This is a genomic window from Rhodothermales bacterium (assembly GCA_041391505.1).
Taxonomy (GTDB): domain Bacteria; phylum Bacteroidota; class Rhodothermia; order Rhodothermales; family JAHQVL01; genus JAWKNW01.
In genome coordinates, this window is sequence record JAWKNW010000003.1 from 98511 (window position 1) to 123804 (window position 25294).

Below are 25294 nucleotides of genomic sequence, written 5' to 3' on the forward strand. Positions count from 1 at the left end.
GGGTTCAAGGATCGATGTTCAAGGTTCAAGGGAATTGGGCATAGCCTCCCTTGAACCTTGAACATCGATCCTTGAACGCTTCGTGTTATCGCATCAGCGACAACACGTTAGCAAAGATCCGGTACGGCCCCGGCACGTTGAACGGGACCTGCCGGTGGATGGCGTAGGCGAAGTAGGTGAAGCGGCCCGATCCATATTCCGCGGTCAGCCAGCCGCCGTCCTGCGGCGCCTGTCCGGCATCGTTGCAACGGATCAGGGGGGTGTAGGCGTCGTCCCACGAGGCGAAAAATTTGGAGCCGCGCTGTTCGATCCAGCCGTCGAAATCCGCCGGCGTGATCCGGTTCGGGCCGGCGAACACCGGGTGGTCGGGCGCCAGGATCGTCACCTTTGCATCCTCCTCCGACACCTCCTCGGCCGACTGCGGCAGCGACGCGGTGTAAGGCGCCTGCTCTTCCGGCCGGTACTCCGGCGTCTGGTACAGCACCACGAGGTGCCCGCCCGCCTTCGCGAAATCGAGCAGTCGGCGGTTGTAGGACACCAGGTCGGCGCGGACCGCGTACGCGCGCGTGCCCACCACGATCACATCGTACCCCGTGAGGTCGCTGCCGGCCAGATCGTCCTCCTCCAGCAGCGTAACCGAAGCCCCGAGTTGCTCGATGCCCGACGGCACCTCGTCGCCAACGCCCATCACGTACCCGACCTTGAGCCCCTGTGCGATCCGCACATCGACGCCGCGCACGTTGACGACGGCCGGACTGTAGAGGTACCGCGTCTCCCACGCCGGCCGGCTGATGGCCTCATATCCCTCCGAATACGTGCGCCCCCCGCTCGACAGCTCCGGCTCCAGCGTGTAGCTGCGCCCCTCCAGCCGATCCGGCGTCACGGAGAACGTGAAGGTGGTGCGCTCTCCGCCCCGGGCCAGCGACACCGCATGCACGGCGGGATCCGTTTTCCAGCCGGCCGGCACGCGCAGCCGCAGTTCGCCCTGCGCGTCGTCCGGCTGATTGTTCTGCACCTCGATGCGCACATCGAACGGCGCGACGCCGCCCGAGAGCGGCACCATCCGGCTCGACGGCGCGGCACGGACGGAGAACGCCGGCACGACGCTCAACTCCCGCATCACATACCCTTCCGGCAGCTGCGACTCGCGGGTCCGGACCGTCTCCGTCATCCGGAAGGGCACGCCATACACTTCATATTCGGCTACGGCCCGGAGCGCCGGACGCGGGAACGGCAGCGTCCGATCCGGGGTCTCGGCGATGTCGTACCGGTTGTCCATGATCGTCGCGCGCGAGAAGTACGGGCGCGTCACGGCCACATCGCGCGGCACCACCGTGGCGAAGGCGTGCGTCATCGGCTGGTTGCCGCTCAGGGAGGCGCCGGCGGCGTCGCCGGCCGCCGCCAGCCATCCGCTGCCGCCATCGAGGGTCAGCGCGTGGAGGCGAACCGGGATGTCGGACGGGTTGACGAGCTGCGTCTCGACGCGCAGCGCCTGCCCGGGCACCGCCGCGCCCATCGTGGGCAGCGGCATCCAGGGGCTGGAGGACGTTTCGGATGCCGCCGGCATGGCGATCGCATTCAGCCGGAGCCCCAGCGCCTGCTGGACGGCGTCTTCGATCTGGCGGGCCTTGATGCGGAGTACGAAGGCGACCTCGGAGTCGTCGTCGAGGCTCGCGATGAGCTGTCGCAGGCCGCGGGCGGCCTGGGCGAGCGGCTCGACGACGCGGGCGGGGTTGGCGACATCGTAGCGACGGACGGCCTCGTCGATGCGGCCGGCGGCGGCGCGGAGCGCGTCGAGCCCGCCATCCGGCGGCGTCTCGCCCATCAGCGCGAAGAGGCCAGGCAGCGACGTATCGAGGCCGGCGAAAAAGCCCCCCTCCATGCCGGCCGCGGGATCATCCAGCCGTTCGTAAGTGGCCAGGGCCGGCCCGAACGCCTCGCGGGACCGACCGCTCGTTTGCGATTTCTGGAGGCTGAGGCCGTAGTAACCGAAGTTGTTGTACGTCGCCCCCAGCCAGGGGCTGTAGACGCCAGGGTCCACCACGACGTTGCCCCGTTCGCCGTCGCGGATGCCGCCGCGGTAGAGTTTACGCACGCGCCACGGACGCAGTCCTTCTTTCGAAAGCTGCTCGGGAAACGCGCTGGGGTCGGAGGCGAGCCGGACGGCGTCCGGCGTGATGCCGCCGGCGGCCTGGTGGTTGCCGTGGCCGTCCCGCTCCGAACCGTGGAATCGCGAGATGACCACCAGCGGCCGGTTGATGCGGATGATGCGCACCAGCTCTTCGAGCACCGTGTCGCGCCCCCAGTTGGTGAGGGATTCGTCGAGCGTCTTGGAATAGCCGTAGTCGGTCAGCGCCGTGAAATACTGATCGTCCAGCCCGTAGTAGCGGCCGGCGAGGCGCAACTCCTCGGAGCGGACGAGCCCGAGCCCGTCGAACAGTTCCGACCCGATGGCGTTGGCGCCGGACTCGCCCCGGTTCAGCGTCGCGAGCGCCAGGCGGGCGCCTTCGCCGCGGCTGAGGTAGGCCAGCAGGCCGGCGTGCTCGTCGTCGGGGTGCGCCGTCGTGTGGAGCGCGCTGGCCGTCGTCTGAAGCTTGAGCAGGCGTTGCCAGAGTCCGATCGCCCCTTGATCCTGGGGCAGGGCGCCGTAGCCGCTTTTATCGGAAAGCTTCGTCAGCACGCGGTCCGGTGCAGCGACATAGGGCTGTGCGACGAGATGCCGCGCCGGGGCGACGCACAGCATGACCAGGAGCGCACCGACGATGCGCGCATTCGGGGTGAACATGGCAATGACGGTTGGGATCAGGAGGTTAGCCGGCGTTCATGATAGGTCAGGGGCGGCAAACTTTCCAGATCGGGGACATCCCTCCGCGTATAGCTGCTTGCTCGGCTGAGGGCAATCTATTGAGCTGGGCCGATGGCGCGGGGCGGTGAGGTCTCTCCGCGATTAAACGCTTGCCTGGCGCGGGGAGGTCTCTCCGCGTTTAAATGCTTGCCTGGCTCGGGGAGGTCTCTCCGCGATTAAACGCTTGCCTGGCTCGGGGAGGTCTCTCCGCTGCAGCGCCGGCAGGGCCGTCGCTTTCGGTCGAGATGACATTGCTTTTAGGGTTGTTCTATCCATTGTCATCTCGACCGTAGATCCGATAGCCTGCGACGAAGCGGAGAGACCTCCCGGCCGGCGCTGATGACCTTCCGATTCTATCGTCGCCGCTCAAATCGACCATGTCCGGGTTGATGCTCCGTAAGCGGTGAGCTTTTTCAGTCCCCATCGCTTGATCTGCTTCTCGCGATCGAGTGCGTCGAGAACGAAATGGAATAAATGCGCGCCATGCAGGAACTGGTTTCCTTTCTAGACGATTGGCGCTCATTGACATAACGCGGATCGACCATACGTGCTGCCACCTACCTCATTGCACAGATGCGGAGGTCTCTCCGCTTCAGCGACGGGCAGGCCGCCGCTTTCGGTCGAGATGACATTGCTTTTAGGGTTGTTCTATCCATTGTCATCTCGACCGTAGATGCCGGCGATAGCCGGCGACGAAGCGGAGAGACCTCCCCGAGCCAGGCAGACGATAGACCTTCCCGATTCCTACATCAAGTCGCCACTCAAATCGACCATGTCCGGGTTGATGCTCCGAATAAGGGTGAGCTTTTTCGCACGTCCCCATCGCTTGATCTGCTTCTCGCGATCGAGTGCGTCGAGAACGAAAGCGTGCTCTTCAAGATAAACGAGTTCGTGACACTGATATTTGGATGTAAAGCGCCCTCCCTTTCCGTTCCGATGCAGCCAAATCACTGCGCGATATCTCCAGTAACTCCTGTATAAACACGGTGCGATGCCGGTTGCTCAGGATGTAGATGGAATAAACGCGCCATGCAGGAACTGGTTTTCCTTTCTAGACGATTGGCGCTCATTGAACATAACGTGCGGATCGACCATACGTGCTGCCACCTACCTCATTGCATAGATGCGGGAGGTCTCTCCGCTTCAGCGACGGGCAAGCCGCCGCTTTCGGTCGAGATGACATTGCTTTTTAGGGTTGTTCTATCCATTGTCATCTCGACCGTAGATGCCGGCGATAGCCGGCGACGAAGCGGAGAGACCTCCCCGAGCCAGGCAGACGATAGACCTTCCCGATTCCTACATCAAGTCGCCACTCAAATCGACCATGTCCGGGTTGATGCTCCGAATAAGCGTGCGCTTTTTCGCACGTCCCCATCGCTTGATCTGCTTCTCGCGATCGAGTGCGTCGAGAACGAAATGGAATAAACGCGCGCCATGCAGGAACTGGTTTTCCTTTCTAGACGATTGGCGCTCATTGAACATAACGTGCGGATCGACCATACGTGCTGCCGCCCACCTCATTGCACAGATGCGGGAGGTCTCTCCGCTTCAGCGACGGGCAAGCCGCCGCTTTCGGTCGAGATGACAATAGGTTATTTTGAGAAGCATCATCGCAAAAGCGACTCTGCATGCCACCGGGGAAAGCAGAGAGAACCCTCCAACCATCGCCACCCATGACCGACCCCGCCCACCGCCCTGCCGATGTCATCCGCGTCACGCGCGGCGCGCCGGCGGCGCTGATCGATACGCTGGCCGTCGAGGAACCGCTCGAGATCCGCCTCGCGACAGCCGGCGAGGCCGGCCGGCCGATCTCCATCACCATGCGCACGCCCGGGCACGACGCCGAGCTGGCGGCCGGCTTCCTCATGGGCGAAGGCCTCGTCCGGTCGGCCTCCGACATCGCCGGCATCGTAGAGGACGACGCGACCGGGTGCGGCAGATCCGCCGGCAACACCCTCACCGTCGTCGTCCGCCCCGGTCTCGCGATCGACCCCGCGCGGCTGGAACGGCATTTCTACACGACGTCGAGCTGCGGCGTCTGCGGTAAGGCCTCGCTCGATGCGCTCGAAGCGCTGAATCCGCCGGCGATCAGGCCGCGCCTGCCCGAGATCGGGCCGGATGTCGTCCACCGCCTGCCGGGCCTCCTGCGGGAATGCCAGCCCGTCTTCTCGCGAACGGGCGGACTCCACGGGGCCGGCCTCGTCACCCCGGAGGGCGTCATGATGCATTGCCGGGAGGATGTCGGCCGGCACAACGCGGTCGACAAGACGCTCGGCCGCGCGCTGCTCGACGGGAGTTGCCCGCTGTCGGACTGCATCCTCCTGCTCAGCGGCCGCGCCAGCTTTGAACTGATCCAGAAGGGGGCGATGGCCGGCATCCCGATCGTCGCGGCGGTCGGCGCGCCCTCCACGCTGGCCGTCGACTACGCCAGCCGGCGCGGGATGACGCTCCTGGGTTTCGTGCGCGACACCCACTTCAACGTCTACACCGGCGCCGAACGCATCGCCTCCCTCGAACCCGTTCTCCCCATCCTCACGCCATGAACGAATCGCCGCATCACATCCGCGCCGAGCCGCCCGAGGAGACCACCCGGCTCGATCTCCGGCCACCGCCGGAGCGTGCCGCCGGCGTCGCCGCCATCCGATCCGCCCTGCGCATCATCCGCGAAGAGATGCGCCTCGGGCGAGGCCTGAACATCCTCCGCCGCGTCAACCAGCGCGAGGGCTTCGACTGCCCCGGCTGCGCCTGGCCCGACCCCGCCGGCCGCCGCTCGTCCCTCGGCGAGTACTGCGAAAACGGCGCCAAGGCCGTCGCCTCCGAGGCCACGGAAAAACGCATCGGGCCCGACTTCTTCGCGGAATACAGCGTGGACGACCTGCTGGGGCAGTCCGACTACTGGCACAACCAGCAGGGCCGCCTCACCCACCCGATGATCCTCCGGGAAGGGAGCCGGCACTACGAACCCATCGCGTGGGACGACGCCTTCACCCGCATCGCCGCGCATCTCCAGGCGCTGGACAGCCCGGACCAGGCGCTGTTCTACACGTCGGGGCGGACGAGCAACGAGGCGGCGTTTCTCTACCAGCTGTTCGGCCGGCTGTTCGGCACGAACAACTTCCCCGACTGCTCCAACATGTGCCACGAGTCGAGCGGGATGGCCCTCGGCGCGGTCATCGGGTCGGGCAAAGGGACGGTGACGCTGGACGACTTCGACGTGGCGGAGGTCATCGTCGTGATCGGGCAGAACCCGGGCACGAACCATCCCCGCATGCTGTCGGCCCTCCAGCGCGCCAAACGCAACGGGGCCACCATCCTCCACATCAACCCGCTGCCCGAGGCCGGCCTCAAACGGTTCAACCACCCGCAGGAGGTCGCCGGCTGGTTATCCCGGGGGACGATGCTGGCGGACCAGTTTCTGCAGGTCCGCATCAACGGCGACGTCGCCCTGCTGAAAGGCCTCATGAAGGCGATGATCGAGCGCCACGGCGAGGCCGCGCTCGATCGGGCGTTTATCGATCCGAAGACGGACGGCGTGGAGGGCTTTCTGGAGGATCTCCGGACCGAATCGTGGGAGACGATAGGCGAGGAGTCGGGAATCGACCGGGATGAGATCGATCGCGCGGCCGACATCCTGGCCCGTCGGGAACGGATCATCGTCTGCTGGGCGATGGGGTTGACCCAGCACAAGAACGCGATCGCCAACATCCAGTCGTGCGTGAACCTCCTGCTGATGCGGGGGGCGTTCGGCAAACTCGGCGCCGGCGCCTGCCCGGTCCGCGGCCACAGCAACGTCCAGGGCGACCGGACGATGGGGATCACGCCGCGCCCGGCGCAGCCCTTTCTCGACGCCCTCGCCGCCCGCTACGGCTTCGAGCCTCCCCGCCGGCCCGGCCTCGACACCGTCGACGCCATCCAGGCGATGCACGCCGGCCGGGCGCACGTGTTCTTCGCGCTGGGCGGCAACTTCCTCTCCGCCACCCCGGACACCGCCTTCACCGCCGAGGCACTGCGCCGCTGCCGGCTGACGGTCCAGGTATCTACCAAACTCAACCGCGCCCACCTCGTCACCGGGCGCGAGGCCCTCATCCTGCCGTGTCTGGGCCGTACGGAGGTCGACCTGCAGGCCTCCGGCCGGCAGTTTGTGACGGTCGAGAACTCGATGGGGATCGTGCATACGTCGCGCGGGTTTCTGCCGCCGGCGTCCGAACACCTGCTCAGCGAGCCGGCGCTCGTCGCCCGGCTGGCGCGGGCCGTCCTCGGCGCCGCCTCGCCGCAGCCGTGGGAGGCGTGGGCCGGCGACTACAACCGCATCCGCGAGGAGATCGAGGCCGTCATCCCCGGCTTCACCGACTACAACCGCCGCGTCCGCGAGCCCGACGGGTTCTACCTGCCGAATGGCCCGCGATCGGGGGTTTTTAAGACGGATACCGGGCGCGCCATGTTCACCGTCCACACCATCCCCCGGTCTGCTCTCCCTGAGGGTCAGTACCTCATGATGACGATCCGGAGCCACGACCAGTACAACACGACCATCTACGGCCTCGACGACCGGTACCGCGGCATCAAGGGCGCGCGACGCGTCGTCATGATGAACCCCGAGGACATGGCCGATGCCGGCCTGAAGGAGCGCGACGTCGTCGACCTGACCAGCCACTTCCACGGCGAAACCCGCCGCGCCGAGGCCTTCCAGGTCGTCCCCTTCGCCATCCCCCGCCGCTGCGTGGCGACCTACTTCCCCGAAGCCAACGTCCTCGTCCCGATAGGGAGCACCGCGGACGGGAGCAACACGCCGGCGTCGAAGTCGGTAGTGGTATCACTGGCTTTCGCCAGGAATACCGTCATTGGTCAATAGCCACTGGTCAGGAACAGCCTGCGGCTGCGGTCAGGAGACTTCGCGGGCATGAGCAGCCTGCGGCTGCGGTCAGGAGACTTCGCGGGCATGAGCAGCCTGCGGCTGCGATCAGAAATCGCCTTCGGCCCGGTCAGGAGCAGCCTGCGGCTGCGGTCATTCATACCAGCATCCCCAACCGCGAGCGAAGCGAGCTCATGACGGCATAGCTCATGACCGCGTAGCTCATAACAGCGAAGCTCCCCACCGCACAGCCCCTCACCACGGAATCCCGAACAGATTCTGGAGCGAAATCGCCAGCGTCGGATCGCGCTTGACGTAATGGATGAGGACGATGTTGCCGTCGAGGTAGACGTCGTAGGAACGGGAGTCGACCAGATTGGCCTGGGTGCGGGCGTCGGCGGGGCGTTTGAAGAAGTAGACGTCGGCCATGTCGCGCGCGTTCAGGGTGAGGCGGGCGCTGTTGTCCGCGACGAGCAGACTGCCGGCGCGGCCCGTGTCGCGGGCCTGGATGCCCTCGCCGGCGAGGACCCGGATAAAGGCGTTGACATCGTCGTAGACGGTGCTGGGTGGCGCTTCGCCGGGCTTGAGGGCGGCGCAGCCGGCGAGAAGGCAAAGCGCAAGGAGCCGGATCATGGCGATGGGGTTGGTTTATGTGCGTATCCGGCAGCGCGCATAAAGTTGCCGAAGCCCCCCATCCTTCACCGCAGCACCGTAGCGACAAACCCGTAGGTCGGGTTAGGCTCCCATCAGGGGCCGTAACCCGACGCGTGCATCCAATGGCCCGGCAGTACCCGTGGATAGGCCCCCATCAGGGGCCGTAACCCGACGCGTGCATCCAATGGCCCGGCAGTACCCCGTGGATAGGCCCCCATCAGGGGCCGTAACCCGACGCGTCAGCATCCAATGGCCCGGCAGTACCCCGTGGATAGTATCCGCGTAGGTAGGGTTAGGCCACCATCAGGGGCCGTAACCCGATAGCAACCAGAATACATCAAGGGTCCGTATCCCGGCCACCCGTCCAACAGACCTCACGCGGAGGCCGAATCCCAACAAACTCGCCTGTTCACCTCAGGGCACTAGAATAGAATGCGCTCCGAGGTATAAAATCGCCGCTCCACCCAGGGCGACACGTAGCCGTCCGCCGACATCTGGATGCGAAAATACCAGGGCTCCGATGGGGGCACCGACGGATTCGGATGCAGCGTTCTCGTCATTTCCAGCACGAGTCCGCTCTGATACCCGTTCATCGAACCACTGCCTGTGATGGCCTCCTCGAACGTCGCGCTCTGACTGATCTGGTAGAAATACCCGAAGGTACCGTTTGGCTCAGACGAGAGCGTCCACGTAAACGTAACCGGCTCTCCGCGCACCACCGCGCTGTCGTGCAGCGGTGATACGAGGTCGAGCTCGATGCCGGCCAGGTTGGTGGCTTCCGGATCGTGGGTGTCGCAAGCAGACACAGCTACGAGCAGGCATGCCAGGATGAGCCGGAACGGGTTGAGGCTACGCATTATATTCCTCTCAATATCTTTGGTCGATTGGGTGTCGGGTTACGGTCCCTAGTGGGACCTAACCCGACCTACGGTCACGACTAACACGATAATATACCTTCATTATCTGGCGCAACATGGCGACACCCCTGAAATCACCATCCGGCCTTGTCCTCGCCGGCGGACGCAGCGCGCGGTTCGGGTCCGACAAGGCCCTGGCGCTCGTCGACGGCCGGCCGATGATCCGGCAGGTTTTCGAGACCCTTGCCGGCATCGCGCAGCCGGTCTTCGTCAGCGTGGGCGACGCGGCGACGACGTACGACCTGCCCGCGCGCCACGTCGCCGATCGGTACCCCGGATGCGGACCGCTCGGCGGAATCCACGCCGGCCTCCTCGCCTCGCCCGCCGAATGGATGCTCGTCGTCCCGTGCGACATGCCGGACCTCGACGCTGCGTCGCTGAAGAAACTCCTCAAGGCGCGCACGGCGGATGGGGATGCGGTCGTGGCCGTCGATCCCGCCGGCCGGCCCGTCCCGGTCGTGGCGTGTTACCATCGCCGGGCCCTGGCCCGCATCGAAGCCCGCCTCGCGGGGCCCGATCTCTCCCTGCACGGCCTGCTCGATCTGCTCGACGTAGTCACCGTGCGCCTGAACGAGCGCGCACTGCGCAACATCAACACGCCGGCCGATGCGGGCGTCTGACCCGCGTCAGGGCGCGTCTGTCCTCACCCCTTTCAGCGCCGGCCGCCGGTCGCCGGCGCCGCGTACGAGATTGTTCGAGAACGACACGTAGATCGAGTCGCCGGCGAACCGGGTCTCCACCCGATCGAAATACGGCCCCTCCGGATAACGCCAGTGCCACGCGAGCGTCGCATCGGACGACCAGACCGCCGCAGCCGTCACCGTCGGGGCATCGGTCGAGAGGATCGGGATGCTCCGGGGCGGCGACAACGGCATGGTGTTGGGCTGCTCAATCCAGGCGCCGAAGCCGGCGCGCACCGTGTGCTCCCCCGTCGAATCCTGCAACGCAAAACGCGCTTCGCTCGGATCGATGGCGATGGTCAGGGTCGTAGCCTGCATCGGGTTGGCGTCGAGGCGGAAGGTGGACGTCCGCCCGTTGGCAAGGGGCGCCGGCGTGGGGGTAACGGCTTCCGGAAACAGCGTCAGCGCGTCGAGGCGGGCGTGCAGGTTCGCCGCCGACCCGGGCGTGGCCGGCAGCGGCGCATCGTGGAACGCCGGCAGGAGCTGCTCCCAGATGATATCGAGGACGCGCTGCATATCCAGCGACGCACCCGTGATCGCCACGACCGCGTCCTGTTCGGGCAGGACCAGACTGTACTGTCCGAACGCCCCGTCGCCCCGGAAGGCGCCGTGCGTGCTGGGCCAGAACTGGTAGCCGTACCCCTGCGCCCAGTCGTCGACCGCCCGCTCTTCCGGCGTGTCGGCATACACCTCGGCCGTCTCGATCTGGGGCGACGTCGCCGCCGCGACCCACTCCGCCGGTAGGAGCCGGCGCCCTTCCCACTCCCCGCCCTGCAGATAGAGCAAACCCAGTTTGGCCATGTCCTCCGTTTTCACCTTGAGCCCCACGCCGCCGGCCCGGATGCCGAGCGGACTCGCGTCCCACGTGGCGCCCTCAATATGCAGCGGCTCGAACAGCCGAGGCGTCAGGAAGGCCACCAGATCCTGTCCGCTCGTTTTCTGGACGATGGCCGACAGCATGAACGTGGCGGAGGTGTTGTAGCGGAAACGGCTACCGGGCGGATGGACCACCGGCGTGGCGAGGAACGACGCCACCCAGTCCGGCGTCGCCGGCGACATGTCGCCGTCCGCTTCCTGCCCGGTCGACATCGTGATCAGGTGGCGGACCCGCATCGCGGCGAGCCCGTCGCTCACCGTGGCCGGCAGCGCGTCGGGGAAAAAGGAGACTACGGGATCGTCCAGCGAAAAGAGGCCTTCGGCCACGGCAAACCCGACGGCGGTCGACGTGAAGCTCTTGCTCATCGAAAACATCATGTGGCTCCGCTCGGCTTCGAACGGCGTCCACCACCCTTCAGCCACCACACGACCGTGGCGCACGATCATGAGGCTGTGGAGTTCGACGGCCGATTGCGGTTTCAGCCGCTCGGCTTCGAGGGCGTCGACGAACGCCTCGATGGCGGCGGACGACATCCCCTGCGCTTCCGGCTCGCTCCGCGGCAACGCGCCGGCAGGCCGCTGCGGCCCGGTTTCAGGCGGCCGGCAGCCCCCGATCAGGCCTGCGAGCAGACACAGAACCGGTGCGATTCGGTACATGGATACGGGTCGATTGCGCATGGTTTTAGGGTTTGCACGGGATGGATTTTGTTGGGGCGGACAAGCCGTCCCTGGACGGCGCGCCGTTCAGCGCAGCCATTCCTCGCGATGCGCCGCCACGAAGGCGTCGTCATTGAGATGGGGGTAGGCGCGGTAGACGCGGTCGATCTCCTCCATCTGGCCGGGCGACAACCCCTCGTGCGGGTCGAGGCAGCGGATGGATTCCAGTAGGCCCTGCCGGCGGAGCACCTCGTGGATGCCCGCGATGCAGCCGGCGAAGGCATTCGCGGCGTCGAAAAACGCGGCGTTGGCATCCGTCACCTGCGCCGCCAGCGTGAGCGCCTCGTGCGGCACCGCCGGCGCTTCGCGCCACGCCTTGCATCGATCGAGCAGTTCCACGGCCTTCTGCGTCCAGCACGCCCAGTGGCCCAGCAGCCCGCCCACGACGCGCAGCGACGCCGCGCCCTCGTCGGTGGGGATCGCAAACCGGGTGATCAGATCCGTCACGATCGCGTCGTCGTTGCCGGTGTATAGCGCGATCGCGGGCGCTCGCCCGGAGGCGGCCACGCCGCGCAGCACATCCAGTGTCTTGTACCGGTCGAACGGCGCCATCTTGATCGCCACGACATTGGGGATGCGCGCAAATTCCCGCCAGAACGCCTCGGGCAGGACGCGCCCGCCGACCGCCGGCTGGAGGTAGAAGCCGATGACCGGGATCTGCTCCGCGACCCGGTGGGCATGCGCCAGCAGGTCGTCGAGCGACGCGTCGCGGAGCGCCGCGAGGGAAAGCAGGCCGGCATGGTATCCAAGGCGCTCCGCAAGCTGTGCCTCACGGACGGCCTGGCGGGTCGGACCGCTGATGCCGGCGACGCGGACCGTCTGCCGCCCCGTCGCGGCGTCGCACGCGGCCAGCGTCTCGGCCGCGAGTTCGAGGACCGGCTCGAAGAGCCCGATCTTCGGGTCGCGGATGGCGAACTGCGTGGTATGGACGCCCACGGCGACGCCGCCGGCGCCCGCCGCATGGTAATACCGTGTCAGCGCCCGCTGCCGGCGCGTGTCGAACCGCCCGTCGGCGTCCAGCGCCAGCGGATGAGCAGGAATGACCAGGCCGGCGTGCAGCGCGTCGAGGACCCAGGCTGGAGGTTGGGGATACATGGGGTTAGCGGGTAAGATGCGAGCCGGCCGTCACAAGCTGCGGCGCTTCAGGCTCGGGTGCGGGATGCGGGGTGCGGGATGCCCACGGGGCCCCATTTTGCGATTTGCGATTTGCCATTTGCGATACACAACCTGCCGTTCATCCTAAAACCCGCCATCCCGGACCTGAAAATGGGTCGGTTTGCCGTGGGTGGTGCCGCCCGACTTCACCCAGTTCGCCGTCCAGGACAGCATCGACTCCAGCGCCGTTTCCGGCTCCCCGAGCAGCGCGGCCGTCTTCCGGGCGTCGTTCAGGAGGGCGGTGGGCGCTTCCGAGCCGGCGAAGGCCACGGGCAGGTCCATCAACGCGCCGAGGCGTTGTGCCAGGTGCCGCACCGAGAGCGTCGCCGTGCCGGTGAGGTTGACGGGAGCGGCGGGGAGCCCGGCGAGCGGGAAGCTGCGGAGGATCATGTCGTTCGCATCGCGTTGCCAGATGCAGTTCAGGTAGCCCATGGTCAGGTCGACCGGCTCGCCGCGGGCGATGCGCTGCGCGAGGTCGACCAGCACGCCATAACGCAGCTCGACCGCGTAGTTGAGGCGCACGGAGGCGAGCGGCGTCTGAAAGCGCTCGCTCGCGTACCGGTAGATCCGTTCGCGCCCCAGGCACGCGTTCGCATATTCGCCGATGGGAGCGAGTGGGATCTCCTCGGTCGCGCCGGCGCTGCCCGCATCGACGAACGGGTAGACGTTGCCGGTCGACAGCGCGACGACGCGGGCGCCGGCGTAGCGCTCCACCGCGATGGCCGGCGCGAGGGTGTTGATGGCCCACGTGAGCGACGGGTTTTGCTTCGTGCCGAACTTCATCCCGACGAGGTAGACGACGTGGCCGGCGTCCGGCAGCCGGCCGACGGCCTCGCGGTCGAGCACGTCGCACGGGATGGTCCGCACGCCCCGCTCCTCCAGCCACATCCGGGAGGCTTCGTCGGAGAATCGGCTGACGGCGACGACGACGAGCCGGTGCCGCGCGGCTTCGGCGGCGCGCTTCGCCATCACGCAGAGCGTGGGCCCCATCTTGCCGCCGGCGCCGAGTACGACGAGCGGGCTGGGAATGGTCGAGATAAAGCGGATCAAGGCTTGCGACGGGCGGGTCAACGCCTCGTCCAGGGCAACCTCTGAATCGATCAACACAGCGGAATCTGGTTAGCTGCCGGGGTGGATGCGCAGTATACAGGAAATCGCGGGCATTGTCATCCGGGCGATGGTCCTCGACCCGCGATCGCGGCCATCAGGGCCGCGACATCCCCGATATGGCGTCCGAGCGCCGCCGGCAGCACCGCGCAGGCCGCCGCCGCCTGCGGCAACGCCTCCTGGCGGATGATGTCCCGCGCCGGCCCGAGCACCCGGTCCCCCAGCGCCACCGCCAGCGACCCGAGCACCACGATCTGGGGATTGAGCGCATCGATCAGCAGTGCCATGCCCCGCCCCATCCAGCGCCCCGCCTCGGCCGCGACGGCCAGCGCCTCGGGATCGTCCGCCAGCATCGCCTCGACAACCGCCCGGATCGGCGTCTCGTCCGTCCATCGCGCCGGATTCTGCCGGATGGCAAGCTCCACCAGCCCCGCCCCCGAGGCGTACCCTTCCCACGATCCGTCCTTTCCGAAGCCGTGCGGGCCGCTTTCGCTCAGCCGCCAGTGCCCCACCTCGCCGGCGGTGTCGGACGCCCCGTGAAGCACCTGGCCGTTGACGATGAACCCGGCCCCGAGGCCCGTTCCGAACGTGAGGAAGACGAGGTGCCGAAGGCCGGCCCGTCCTTTCCCGACGCCGAAATGGAATTCCGCCAGCGCGCCGGCGTTGCCGTCGTGCTCCACAAAAACCGGGAGGTCGGGATAGGCCCCCTCCAGCCGCGCCTTGAGAGGGATGCCGTGCCAGCCGGGGAGGTGCGGCGGGTCGATGAGTTCGCCGGGGCCGATGCGCAGCGGCCCGCCGATGGAGACGCTGAGGGCATCGATGCGCCGGCCGGCGGCAGAGGCCTCGGCGATCGTCGCGTCGATCAGCGCCCGCAGCGCGGGGAACCGCTCGTCGAAGGGCATCGCCGCCAGCGTCGGGATCTCGCGCCGCTGCAGGATCGCGGCGTCGCGCGTCCCCTCGACGACCGCCGTCTTGGTGCCCCCGATGTCGAGGCCGATGATCGTCCCGGAGGGCATCACACCACCAGCACCGTCGACCCCGTCGTGGCGCGGCTCTGGAGCGCCACGTGGGCCTTCGCAGCCTCCTTCAGGGGGAAGCGCTGGTTGACAGCGATCCGGACCTTACCGGAGAGCACGGCATCGAACAGCTCGTTCGCGGTGGCCACCAGTTCGTCACGCGTGCCGGTATAGTGAAACATCGAGGGGCGCGTGAGATACAGCGACCCCTTCTGCGTGAGGAAGGTGACGGGGATCGGCTCCGCCGGGCCGGAGGACTGGCCGAAGGACACCATCAGCCCGCGGATGCGAAGGCAATCGAAGGAACGGATGAGGGTGTCTTTCCCCACCGAATCGTACACGACGGGCAGTTTCGCGCCGCCGGTAATCCGGTTCACCTCCTCCACGAAATCCTGCTTTGTGTAGATGATGGGGTGATGGCAGCCGTTGGCGCGCGCGAGTTCGGCTTTTTCTTCTGTGGATACCGTGCCAATAACGGTCGCGCCGAGCGCGGAGGCCCACTGGCACAGGATGAGCCCCGTCCCGCCGGCGGCGGCGTGGATCAGGATGGTGTCGCCGCGTTTCACCTCGTAGACCCGCCGGATGAGCATCTGCGCCGTCATCCCCTGCAGCATCATCGCGGCGGCCTGCTCGAACGAGATCGCGTCCGGGAGCTTGACGAGTTTGTCGGCGGGGAGGATACGAGCCTCTGCGTAGCTGCCGAGCGGGCCGGCATACGCGACGCGGTCCCCGACGCGCACGGCCGTCACGCCCTCACCTACGGCGTCCACCGTGCCGGCGCCCTCGACGCCGGGCGTAAACGGCAGCGGCAATTCGTACAGCCCCGTCCGGTGGTACGTGTCGATGTAGTTGAGCCCGGAGGCCGCCTGGATGAGACGGACCTCCCCCGGCCCGGGCATGCCGACGGATACCTCCTCCCATTTCATGACATCGGGACCGCCGGTTTTATGGATGCGTATGGCGTAGGGCATGGTTGAATCAGGCTGTGTGGTGATGGAGCCACGGTACACATCGCCGGCGCGTTTTGCAAGCGGTCTCGCATGCAGACGTGTGGCAGGATGGGGGGCCGGGGGAAATTTCGTACATGTACACGCGATGCGTACTTGCAGAACAGCATGCGGGCACGCGCACGAAAAAATGGTCTCCCATCCTCCCACACCCCCATACTCCCACCCCCAACCGTTGCGCAAAGCCCCGACGTCCCCTATTCTTTCCCGCACTTCCCGCCTGCAACCCCGTACCGATGATCGATCGCCGCACGTTTTTCCGTCAATCCACCGCCCTCCTGCCGCTCGCGCTGCACGCGCCGCGCCTCGTCCGCGCCCTGCACGCCGGCCCGCTGCCCTTCGGGCTTTATTTCGACGAACAGCAGCTGCCCACGCTGCAGCGCCGCTTCAACGAAGACCCGCTCTTCCGCCCCTTCCGCGACGAACTCGCCGCAAAGGACCGGGCCGCCGAGCGCCGCTTCCTGACGAGCGAGGTAAAATTCAACGATCACCTGTACGATATCGCCCGCGTCGCCGCGACCGCGCAGCAGATGAGCTTTTATGCGCTGATGACCGGAGACGAGGACGCCGCCGGCCTGGCCCTGCTCGCGCTCCGAACCCTCGCGAAATTTCCGAAGTGGGACTATTTTCAGGAGGCCGGCCGGTACACCATCAGCATCCAGCGGGGCTCGGCCGCGACGTTTGCGACGGCGCTCGCGCTCGACTGGCTCGGCGATCGGGTGTCGGACGACGAGCGCCGCGAGCTGCTCACCATCATGGCCGAGCGCGGCTGCGAAACCACGTTTCGCACGATCTACGGCATGCGGTATCCCGACCGCGTCGTCGGCTGGTCGATGGATCCCGAGAGCAACTACCTGGAGCACCGCCCCGGCGACATCATCGACCTCTCCAACTGGCCCATCATCCTCAACCGCAACAACCTGAAGGCCGTGCCGGCGTCCGCCCTCGCCATCGGCGCCATCGCGTACCGGATGACCTTCGGCGAGACGGAGGACACCGCCCGCTGGATCGAGCAGGCCGCCTTCAGCCTCGGCGAGTTCGACGCGCTCTTCGAACCGGACGGCTCATACGAGGAGAACATTTCCTACGCCGACTACACGGCCGTCCAGCTCATGCAGGGGATCACCCTGCTGGACCGGCACGCCGGCATCGACCTGCTCGACATCGTCAACTGGCAGGGGCTGATGACCTTCTCCCTCGAGATGTCGATGCCCACCCACGCCGAGCCCCGCACCGTCGTCAACTTCGGCGACACCGGCCGCTCCATGTTTTCCGGCACCCCGTTCTGGATCGCGGCCCATGCACGCGACGGGCAGGCCCAGTGGTACGGCACGTACCGGACCATGGGGCACAACGAGTGGTCGGTAATGTGGTACGACGAACGCGTCCGCCCGGAACCCCCGCCCCGCCGGCCGCACCTGTATGTCTCCGCGCTCGACTGGCTCGTCGCCCGCACCGGCTACGCTCCCGACGACCTGGTCGTCGCCCTGCGCAGCGGCCGGCCGGCCAATCACGAGCACGCCGACCGCAACAGCCTCATCGTGAAGTGTTATGGCGAGGTCCTCGTCGCCGATCCGTACCGCCCGCCCTACAGCTACAGCGATCCCTCGTGGATGCTCCGCACCACCGCCGGCCACAGCGCGCTGCTGATCGACGGGAAAGGGCATCAGTATCACGACGGCCGGGAAGGCACCAACGCTTCCGATGCCGCGGCGCACATCGTGCGCTCGGGGGAACGGAACGGCTACATGTTCTGGGCGAGCGACGCCACCGAGGCGTACGCGCTCGTCATGCCGGACGTATCCTCGGTCACCCGCAGCGTCGTCGTGCTACCCGATTGGCCGGCCATCGTCGTGGTCGACAAGGTGATCAAGTCCAGCACCCCCTCCACCCTCGAAGCCCGCTTTTTCGCGGACAACATGGACGGCGAGGCCACCGTCAGCGCCGACAACGCCATGTTTGCCGTCGAGCGACCCCATGGCGCGCTGCAGGCCCGTGGCTTCAGCACGCAAAAGGCGTCGGCGTCGGCGGGGCAACTCCCCATTCCCGCCGAAGTAGCCGCGCGCCATCCGTTTGTGGCGGTGAAGACGGCCGAGCCGGCGCTGGAAAGCCTGCTAATCACCGTCCTCCTCCCCCGCCGGCCGGGGCAGGCCGAAACCATCATCCAGGCCGATCACCCCGTGCCGGGGCACCATCGCATCGCCCTGTCGCGCGACGGTCAGTCCGCCGCGTGCACCGTGATCGATTCGGGAACGCTGCCGGAATTCGACATCGAGGTGTGACACGGGGCGTTCGATGGAGGGATGATGGATGTTGGATGCGGGATGCAAGATGTTGGATGCGGGAGGTTGGATGCGGGAGGTTGGATGCGGGAGGTTGGATGCGGGAGGTTGGATGCGGGAGGTTGGATGCGGGAGGTTGGATGCAGGATCTTGGATGCAGGATGTTGGATGCAGGATGTTGGATGCAGGATGTTGGATGCAGGATATTGGATGCAGGATATTGGATGCAGGATTACCGATTAACCGCTCGGTTTTTCCATAAACATCCTGCATCTTGCATCCCGCATCCAACATCCATCATCCCGCATCCACCATCGTCCCTGACGCCACCTGGCAATTTTACACGTTCCATTTTTCGATTGGCTTTCCCATGAATGTCTACGTCACACGTCCTATCCCGCAACCCGGCATCGACATCCTCGAGGCTGCCGGCGCCACCGTCACCTGCAATCCGGATGACCGCGCGCTGACGCGTGAGGAGCTACATGAAGCCGTTCAGGGGCGCGACGGCGTGTTATGCCTGCTGTCGGACCGCATCGACGCGGACACCATGGACGCCGCCGGCGCGCAGTGCCGGGTGTTCGCCAACTATGCCGTCGGGTTCAACAACATCGACCTGGACGCGGCCCGGGCGCGGGGCATCCGCATCACCAACACGCCGGGGGTGCTCACGGATGCGACCGCCGATATGGCGTGGGCGCTGCTGTTCGGCGCGGCGCGGCGCGTGGTGGAGAGCGATCGCTTCATCCGCACCGGCGCCTGGAAGAGCTGGGGACCGATGCAGTTCATCAGCGCCGACATCACGGGGCGCACGCTGGGCATCGTAGGCGCCGGCCGCATCGGGACGAACATGGCGCTCAAATCCGCCGGCTTCCGGATGAAGGTGCTCTACACCGGCCGTCGGCCCAACGAAGAGCTGGAGACCCACCTCGGCGCCCGTCGCGTCGCCCTCGAAGAGCTGCTGCGGGAGTCGGACTTCGTCTCGCTGCACGTCCCACTCAACGAAAGCACCCGCCACCTGATCGACGACGCGGCCTTGCGCCTCATGAAACCGTCGGCGATCCTGATCAACACGAGCCGCGGCCCGGTGGTGGATGAAAAGGCGCTCGTGGCCGCGCTGCAGCGGCGTCAGATCGCCGGCGCCGGCCTGGATGTCTACGAAGAGGAGCCGCTCATGGCGCCGGGCCTCGCCGAACTGGACAACGTGGTGCTCACCCCGCATACGTCGAGCGCCACCCTCACGACCCGGACGAAAATGGCGACGATGGCCGCGACCAACCTCGTGGCGGTGCTGCGCGGCGAAGAACCCCCGAACCCGGTGGTTTGAGTGTCAGCGCATCGCCAGCCGGGCGGCCTCGTAGTTTGCCCGGCCGTCGTTCAGGAAAGCCACGAACCGGTCGACGGCGACGACGCCGCTGACGCGCGCGATGAGCTTGTTCTGCGTCGGGTCGACGATGGCATAGGTGGGCAGCGCGACCGTGCCGGTGAGGTCGAGTTGATACCGCTGGAGGTCCGGGCCGGCGTCGAGGTCGTCGGTATACAGGCGCAGCGTCACAAACTCGTCGTCGAACTGGCGCGCCACTTCCGGATGCGGGAAGACGTTGGCTTCCATCTGCCGGCAATTCGTGCAGGTATAACCCGTAAAGTCGATAAACACCGGCTTGCCGGTCTCCCGCGCTTGCGCGAACGCCGGCTCGATCTCCTCAAACCACCCCTCGCTGCTCGCATTCGACGCCTCGCTACGTACGAATGAGGCCGTGAGACTCATGTCCGTGCCTTTCCGCGGCGGCAGAAACGCATCGAGCCGGTTGAGGGGGGCGCCGAACAGGCCCGGAATCAGGTACAGCGAGACGCCCAGGAACGCGATGGCGGCCAGCAGCCGGCCGGTGCCGATCTGCTCCAGCGCCTCGTCGTGCGCAAGGCGAATCTTGCCGAGCAGGTACAGGCCGGCGAGGAAGAAGATCACGACGGACAACGCGATGGCCAGCGGCCTCGAAATGATGTTCCAGCCCCAGACCAGATCCGCGTTGGAGAGAAACTTGAGCGCCGCGGCGAGTTCGATAAAGCCGAACGCGACCTTCAGGCTGCTCATCCAGCTCCCCGAGGCCGGCAGACGGGAGAGCCCGCTGGGAAATAGCGCGAACAGGACGAAAGGCGCGGCAAACGTGGCGCTGAAGATCACCATGCCGAGCGCCGGGTAGTTCCACTGCCCCACCGTCGTGGCCGCCAGCAGGGTGCCCACAAACGGCGCTGTGCAGGAGAACGACACCAGCGCAAGCGTGGCGCCCATGAACACGACCCCGACATAGCCTTTCTGCTCGTTGCTCTGCCGGTTGAAGAAGTTGAGCATGCCGTTTGGCAGCCGCAACTCGAAGAGCCCGAGCAGCGACAGCGCAAACGCGACAAACACGAGGCCGATAAACAGGTTGATCCACGGATTCGCCGCGATCGTCTGCGCGCCGGATGCGCCGAGCAGGAGCGCCATCAACAGGCCGAGCCCGGTAAACAGCCCCACGATGGAGAGGCCGTAGACGAGCGCCATCCGGACCGCCTCGCCGCGGTCGTGCGCGTGTTTGGTGAAGTAGGATACCGTCAGCGGGATCATCGGAAACACGCACGGCATCAGCAGCGCGCCGAGGCCAGCCCCGATGGCCAGGAGGATGAATCCCCAGAGGCCCCCCGAACGAACCGGGGCGATTTCAAGCGATTCGACGGCCGGGCCGGCCGGCGCCGGCGCAGCGTTTTCGGCCAAAGCGGGAGTCTGGGGCGAGGCGGCCGGCGTCGAGACCGCCCCCGTGGCGGTTCCGCTGAGCGTCAGGGAGGCCTCGAACGGCGTCCGCGACGGCGGAAGACAGATGAGCGTCTCGTCGTTGCAGATTACGAACGTCACCGTGCCGGCAAGCGGCGTGGGGCCGGCGGGCGCCCCGGCGCCGACGCGGACGTCGGCTTCCAGAAACGTGTGCTCCTTGACGATGAGGACTTCTTTTTGGAACGCCTCGTCGTAAAAAACGGTCGGTTCGCGCTGCCGGAGGTCCCCTTCGACGGCGAAGCCCGCCGGCGATTCATTCAGCTTGAACCGAAGCGGGTAGCTGGGGCTGGGCGAGCCCACGGCATACATCTTCCAGGGTTTGGCGATGGTCGCGTCGAGCCGCAGGGTGACGAGATCCCCGGCCGAGGCCTCGGCCGGCGCGAGGGTGCTTTTCCAGGACACATACTCGCTCGCCGGCCCCTGCGCCAGCGCGGGAGACGCGATTTCAACCGAAAAACCGAGCGCCAGCAGGGCGACCAGGAAGACCGATGTGATACGATAGGATGGCATGCGAAACGTCTCCAGGCAATCAGGTGGCGGGTCGGAAGTTCGAGTTATGCGACCAGTACACCCGACGGCCTCCTCACACGTAATGGAAAAGGGTGTTCGCCACACTCGGTAACGAACACCCTTTCCAAAATGTTGCCAGATTTACGGGCGCGTACTCAGGCGGCCTCGCCCTCTTCCTGGAGCGGCTCGACGCGCACTTTGACCTGCGCCGAAACGTCGCTGCTGAGCCGAACCGTGGCCGAATACACACCGATCATACGGATGTCTTCGTTCAGTTCGATCAGGCGGCGATCCAGTTCAAAGCCCTGCTTGGCGAGTTCGATCGCAACCTGCGTGGGGGTTACCGTACCGAAAATACGGTTTTCTTCGCCCACGCGCGCATGAACCACCACCTCGGCCTGCTCGAGCTGGGCAACCAGCTGGAGCTGCTCCTCTTTCCGCTTCGCGATCTTGCGCGACATCTGGCGGCGTTCTTCGGTGCGCGCCTTGATCGAACTCGGCGTCGCCATGACACCCAGGTGCCGGGGAATCAGGTAGTTGCGGCCATAGCCGTCCTTTACCGTTACGACGTCGCCCTGATCGCCCAGCCCGACTACGTCTTGCAAAAGAATGATCTTCATAGTCTCACCGAACCGTATCAGAAACAAACGGAATAAGTGCCAGATGCCGGGCGCGCTTGATGGCGCGCGTCAGCTGGCGCTGCTGCTTGGCCGTAATGCCGGTAATACGCCGGGGCAGGATCTTGCCCTGCTCGTTCAGAAAGCGCAACAGCAACTCGGTATTCTTGTAGTCGATGTACTCGACCTTCTCCATGCCCGGGACTTTTTCTTCCGAGACATCTTCGCCTTTCGGCATGCGTTTGGGCTCCATTGCCATTCAGCCTCTCGTCATGTGATCGTGGATGGGGGAATCAAGCCGGCGTGCCGGCCTTCTTCGACTGCTCGTAGTGCCGGACCATTTTCGAATCCATGCGCAGCGTGATGTAGCGCAGGATGTCGTCGTCGATCTCCAGCGAACGCTCCAGACGTGGGATAATCCCGCCCGGCGCGTTCATGTAAAGGTTGACGTAGTGTCCGTTCCGCTTCTTCTTGATCGGATACGCCAGTCGGCGGTTGCCCCATTCGGTCGTGTCGATGATAGAGCCGCCGTTTTCCTCAATCGTCTTCTTGACGCGCTGTACGACACCCTTGATCTGATCGTCGTTGAGCACAGCGTTCACGATGTACGTCACTTCGTACATGTACGTGGAATCAGCCATTTTACCCTGTGGTATGATGATGAATCATGCCCCCGAGGTCGGGAGCAGGGATAGGCAGCCTGATAGCCGCTTCCCCGGCAGAAGATCCGAAAGCGCGGGAATCTTCACAAAAACCCAAATAATCGCAAAATGGGAATCGCAAAAGGCAAATTGAACGGGGGCCGTTTCAGGGTCATCGCATTCGCTTCAAACGTGAGCATCTCCTGGCTTGGGAGTATGGGGGTATGGGAGGTTTTGCGGTAATAAATGCCCCCATGCGCCCAAACTCCCATACGCTTCTCACTGCCACGGCGAGAATGCGATGGCCCTGGGGCCGTTTCAGAATTTTCGATATGCGATTTGCGATTACAAATGCCCCAGCTTCTCCGCGTAATCGGCCGTACGCAGGGCGTTGATGACGTCGGCGAGGTCTCCGTGCATGACCTGCTGGAGGGGGTAGTTCTTGGCGTCGCCTTCGAGGCGGTGATCCGTGAGGCGGTCCTGGGGGAAATTGTACGTCCGGATCTTGGCGGACCGGTCGCCGGAGCCCACCATCGATCGCCGGGCTTCGCTGCGTTCGGCGTTGCGGCGCGCCAGTTCCTGGTCGTAGAGCCTGGACCGGAGCACGCGAAGCGCCTTGTCCTTGTTCTTCAGCTGGCTCTTCTCGTCCTGGCAGGTGACGACAAGGCCGGTGGGGAGGTGTGTGATGCGGACCGCGGAGTCGGTGGTGTTGACCGACTGGCCGCCCGGGCCGCTGGAGCGATACACGTCGATCTTGAGGTCGTTCGGGTGGATGGCGATATCCACCTCATCGGCCTCGGGGAGGACGGCGACGGTGGCCGCGGAGGTGTGGATGCGCCCGCTGGACTCGGTCGCCGGCACGCGCTGCACGCGGTGCACGCCGCTCTCGTATTTCATCATCCCGAACACGTCGGCTCCTTTCAGGCCGAAGATGACCTCCTTGAAACCGCCCTGCGCTCCGTGCGAGGCCTGCATCTCGTCCACCTTCCACCCCTGATCTTCGGCGAACCGGGTGTAGAGCCGGTACAGGTCGCCGGCAAACAGCGCGGCCTCGTCGCCACCGGTGCCGGCGCGGATTTCGACGATCGCGTTTTTGGAATCTTCAGGGTCTTTCGGGATCAGCTTGAAGCGGAGGTCTTCCTCGACATCGGGCAGCCGCTCCTCGAGCGCCCGGATCTCATCCCACGCCATCTCGACCAGCTCCTCGTCCTTCTCCACCTGCACCAGCTCCCGGAGGTTGTCCAGCTCGCCCAGCGTCTTTTCGTACGACGCGATGGCCTCGACCACGTCCTTCAGCTCGGTATGCTCGCGCCCCAGCGCCGCCATCCGCTGCACGTCTGTCGCGATATCCGGCAGGGACATCAGCTCCGTCACTTCGGAAAACCGACGTTTTATATCTTGTAGCGATTCGAGATTGATCATCGATGCATGCCTCTACATGCCGGCGTGCGTCTAAATCGGCCGGCGCGACACGTAAACGCGGCAACGACCCGCTTGTTGATGCCGCCCCACGCTTTTTTTGCGGATTCGCGGTAAAAAACGGACCTTGGTCAGGTTCTGCCTGAAAAACCGTTCAGACAGCAACGTATCCTGAACGTGATTCGGGATCCAACGCTGTATGGGAGGTCTTTTGGATGCTCCGGGACGACCCGAACGATTTTTCAGACACTGCCTGGAAGCTCGATGCGGGATGCTCGCCGCGGGCTGTCCCCGCAATCCGTCCCCGCCGGCACGACGCTTCGTCGACGCCCTCCATCACCCCACTCCCTGTCGGAGCCATGAATAAAACCTTTTCACTGGGCACCGTGCTGCTGATCGCGCTCGTGGCGGTCGTCGCCGCGTTGCTCGCGTATCGCGCCTGGTTCGGCCCTTCGGCCGAAGGGATCGACCGCGAAAACCGGGAGCTGATGATCCGGCTCGAACGCTCCCAGCGCACGCGCGACTCGCTCCAAACGATCGTCGCCTCGCTCAACACGGAACTGACCGGGCTGCAGCGCCGCGAGGGCCAACTCGTCGCGTCGCTCGACAGCCTGGATACCACACTGGCCGACCGCAACACGCGCATCCGCATCCTCCAACGTAACCTCACCCGCTATGATCTCCCGCCTGACTCGCTCGTTCGCGATCTCAATGCTATTCTTGCTCGGCTCTATGCCGACTCAAGCGCAGGCGCCCCGTGACAGCGTCGCCCTGGTGAGCATGCCGGCGCGCGGCGAAACCTACGCCCTGCCCCGCGCGGCCGCGGTGCACTACCGGAATCTGGTGTTCGAACTCGTGCCGGCGATGGAAGCCAAGATCGCCGCGCTCGAAACCACGGTCAGCACCCAGTCCGAACTCGCCGCCAATCGCCTCCGGCAGGTCGAGAACCTGTCCCAGACGCGCGACACGATGACGCGGCAGATCGATTCGCTAGAATCCGACCTGACCGCCCTGCGCGACCAGTTCGAACGCGTCGACGCGGCCCGCAAACGCGAAATGCGCTGGAAGAAGTTCTGGAAAGGATCCAGCTTCGTCGCGGTGGGCGCCGCCGTCGTGCTGGGCGTCGTGGCGCTGGGGAACTAGGCGGGACGCGAGGTCCGGGGTCCGGGGTCCGGGATGCGAGATCCGGG

The 25294-nt window shown here is 65.8% G+C and carries 21 protein-coding genes; 7 read left to right on the plus strand and 14 right to left on the minus strand.

Annotation, left to right across the window (positions count from 1 at the left end; translation table 11 throughout):
• Window positions 1-85 precede the first annotated feature (85 nt).
• Both R2834_04000 and R2834_04005 read right to left on the minus strand, forming a co-directional pair.
• Window positions 86-2785 carry a PIG-L family deacetylase gene (locus R2834_04000; GenBank protein ID MEZ4699472.1) on the minus strand — a complete coding sequence of 900 codons (2700 nt, stop codon included), beginning with the start codon at window positions 2783-2785 and terminating at the stop codon, window positions 86-88.
• Between the two features lie 1356 nt (window positions 2786-4141).
• Window positions 4142-4345, minus strand: a complete 204-nt coding sequence (locus R2834_04005; GenBank protein MEZ4699473.1) for a hypothetical protein — start codon at window positions 4343-4345, stop codon at window positions 4142-4144.
• A 173-nt stretch (window positions 4346-4518) separates the two neighbouring features.
• Between R2834_04005 and fdhD the strand changes: the two genes are divergently transcribed.
• Window positions 4519-5388: a formate dehydrogenase accessory sulfurtransferase FdhD gene (gene fdhD, locus R2834_04010; protein ID MEZ4699474.1), complete on the plus strand. Its 870-nt coding sequence runs from the start codon at window positions 4519-4521 to the stop codon at window positions 5386-5388.
• Window positions 5385-7697, plus strand: coding sequence for an FdhF/YdeP family oxidoreductase (locus R2834_04015; protein MEZ4699475.1), 2313 nt, complete (start codon window positions 5385-5387; stop codon window positions 7695-7697). The genes fdhD and R2834_04015 overlap by 4 nt, the downstream gene beginning before the upstream one ends.
• Before the next feature lie 255 nt (window positions 7698-7952).
• Here R2834_04015 and R2834_04020 read toward each other — a convergent pair whose 3' ends face one another.
• Window positions 7953-8330: a hypothetical protein gene (locus R2834_04020; protein MEZ4699476.1), complete on the minus strand. Its 378-nt coding sequence runs from the start codon at window positions 8328-8330 to the stop codon at window positions 7953-7955.
• 443 nt (window positions 8331-8773) lie between these two features.
• Window positions 8774-9208 (minus strand): hypothetical protein, encoded by a 435-nt coding sequence (locus tag R2834_04025; protein ID MEZ4699477.1) that lies wholly within the window; start codon window positions 9206-9208, stop codon window positions 8774-8776.
• A 116-nt stretch (window positions 9209-9324) separates the two neighbouring features.
• On the opposite strand from R2834_04025, the gene R2834_04030 reads away from it, so the two are divergent.
• A complete protein-coding gene (locus R2834_04030; GenBank protein MEZ4699478.1) occupies window positions 9325-9888 on the plus strand; it encodes a molybdenum cofactor guanylyltransferase in 564 nt (187 codons plus the stop codon).
• 6 nt (window positions 9889-9894) lie between these two features.
• Here R2834_04030 and R2834_04035 read toward each other — a convergent pair whose 3' ends face one another.
• From R2834_04035 to R2834_04055, 5 genes are all read right to left on the minus strand, one after another.
• Window positions 9895-11481, minus strand: a complete 1587-nt coding sequence (locus R2834_04035; GenBank protein MEZ4699479.1) for a serine hydrolase — start codon at window positions 11479-11481, stop codon at window positions 9895-9897.
• 87 nt (window positions 11482-11568) lie between these two features.
• The gene (locus R2834_04040) at window positions 11569-12636 is read right to left on the minus strand and encodes a dihydrodipicolinate synthase family protein (protein ID MEZ4699480.1); all 1068 of its coding nucleotides are present in this window, start codon (window positions 12634-12636) and stop codon (window positions 11569-11571) included.
• Window positions 12637-12780: 144 nt separating this feature from the next.
• Complete coding sequence (locus R2834_04045; protein ID MEZ4699481.1) at window positions 12781-13803, minus strand: NAD-dependent epimerase/dehydratase family protein; 1023 nt, start codon at window positions 13801-13803, stop codon at window positions 12781-12783.
• Window positions 13804-13862: 59 nt separating this feature from the next.
• Entirely contained in the window at window positions 13863-14819 is a 957-nt protein-coding gene (locus tag R2834_04050) for an ROK family protein (GenBank protein ID MEZ4699482.1), read from the minus strand.
• Complete coding sequence (locus R2834_04055; protein MEZ4699483.1) at window positions 14819-15790, minus strand: quinone oxidoreductase; 972 nt, start codon at window positions 15788-15790, stop codon at window positions 14819-14821. The genes R2834_04050 and R2834_04055 overlap by 1 nt, the downstream gene beginning before the upstream one ends.
• Before the next feature lie 272 nt (window positions 15791-16062).
• On the opposite strand from R2834_04055, the gene R2834_04060 reads away from it, so the two are divergent.
• Complete coding sequence (locus R2834_04060; protein MEZ4699484.1) at window positions 16063-18108, plus strand: heparinase II/III family protein; 2046 nt, start codon at window positions 16063-16065, stop codon at window positions 18106-18108.
• A gap of 274 nt (window positions 18109-18382) precedes the next feature.
• Entirely contained in the window at window positions 18383-19435 is a 1053-nt protein-coding gene (locus R2834_04065; protein MEZ4699485.1) for a D-glycerate dehydrogenase, read from the plus strand.
• A 3-nt stretch (window positions 19436-19438) separates the two neighbouring features.
• Here the strand turns inward: R2834_04065 and R2834_04070 are convergent, their stop codons facing one another.
• The 5 genes from R2834_04070 to prfA all read right to left on the minus strand — a co-directional run bounded on the left by R2834_04070 (window position 19439) and on the right by prfA (window position 24107).
• Window positions 19439-21427, minus strand: coding sequence for a cytochrome c biogenesis protein CcdA (locus R2834_04070; protein MEZ4699486.1), 1989 nt, complete (start codon window positions 21425-21427; stop codon window positions 19439-19441).
• A 155-nt stretch (window positions 21428-21582) separates the two neighbouring features.
• The gene (gene rplI, locus R2834_04075; GenBank protein MEZ4699487.1) at window positions 21583-22047 is read right to left on the minus strand and encodes a 50S ribosomal protein L9; all 465 of its coding nucleotides are present in this window, start codon (window positions 22045-22047) and stop codon (window positions 21583-21585) included.
• 4 nt (window positions 22048-22051) lie between these two features.
• A complete protein-coding gene (rpsR, locus tag R2834_04080) occupies window positions 22052-22282 on the minus strand; it encodes a 30S ribosomal protein S18 (protein ID MEZ4699488.1) in 231 nt (76 codons plus the stop codon).
• 55 nt (window positions 22283-22337) lie between these two features.
• On the minus strand, window positions 22338-22685 hold the full coding sequence (gene rpsF, locus R2834_04085; protein ID MEZ4699489.1) for a 30S ribosomal protein S6: 348 nt from the start codon (window positions 22683-22685) through the stop codon (window positions 22338-22340).
• A 345-nt stretch (window positions 22686-23030) separates the two neighbouring features.
• Window positions 23031-24107: a peptide chain release factor 1 gene (gene prfA, locus R2834_04090; protein MEZ4699490.1), complete on the minus strand. Its 1077-nt coding sequence runs from the start codon at window positions 24105-24107 to the stop codon at window positions 23031-23033.
• A gap of 356 nt (window positions 24108-24463) precedes the next feature.
• Here prfA and R2834_04095 point away from each other — a divergent pair, with 356 nt between their 5' ends.
• Both R2834_04095 and R2834_04100 read left to right on the plus strand, forming a co-directional pair.
• On the plus strand, window positions 24464-24865 hold the full coding sequence (locus R2834_04095; protein ID MEZ4699491.1) for a hypothetical protein: 402 nt from the start codon (window positions 24464-24466) through the stop codon (window positions 24863-24865).
• Window positions 24837-25247 carry a hypothetical protein gene (locus R2834_04100; GenBank protein ID MEZ4699492.1) on the plus strand — a complete coding sequence of 137 codons (411 nt, stop codon included), beginning with the start codon at window positions 24837-24839 and terminating at the stop codon, window positions 25245-25247. The genes R2834_04095 and R2834_04100 overlap by 29 nt, the downstream gene beginning before the upstream one ends.
• Window positions 25248-25294: the final 47 nt, after the last annotated feature.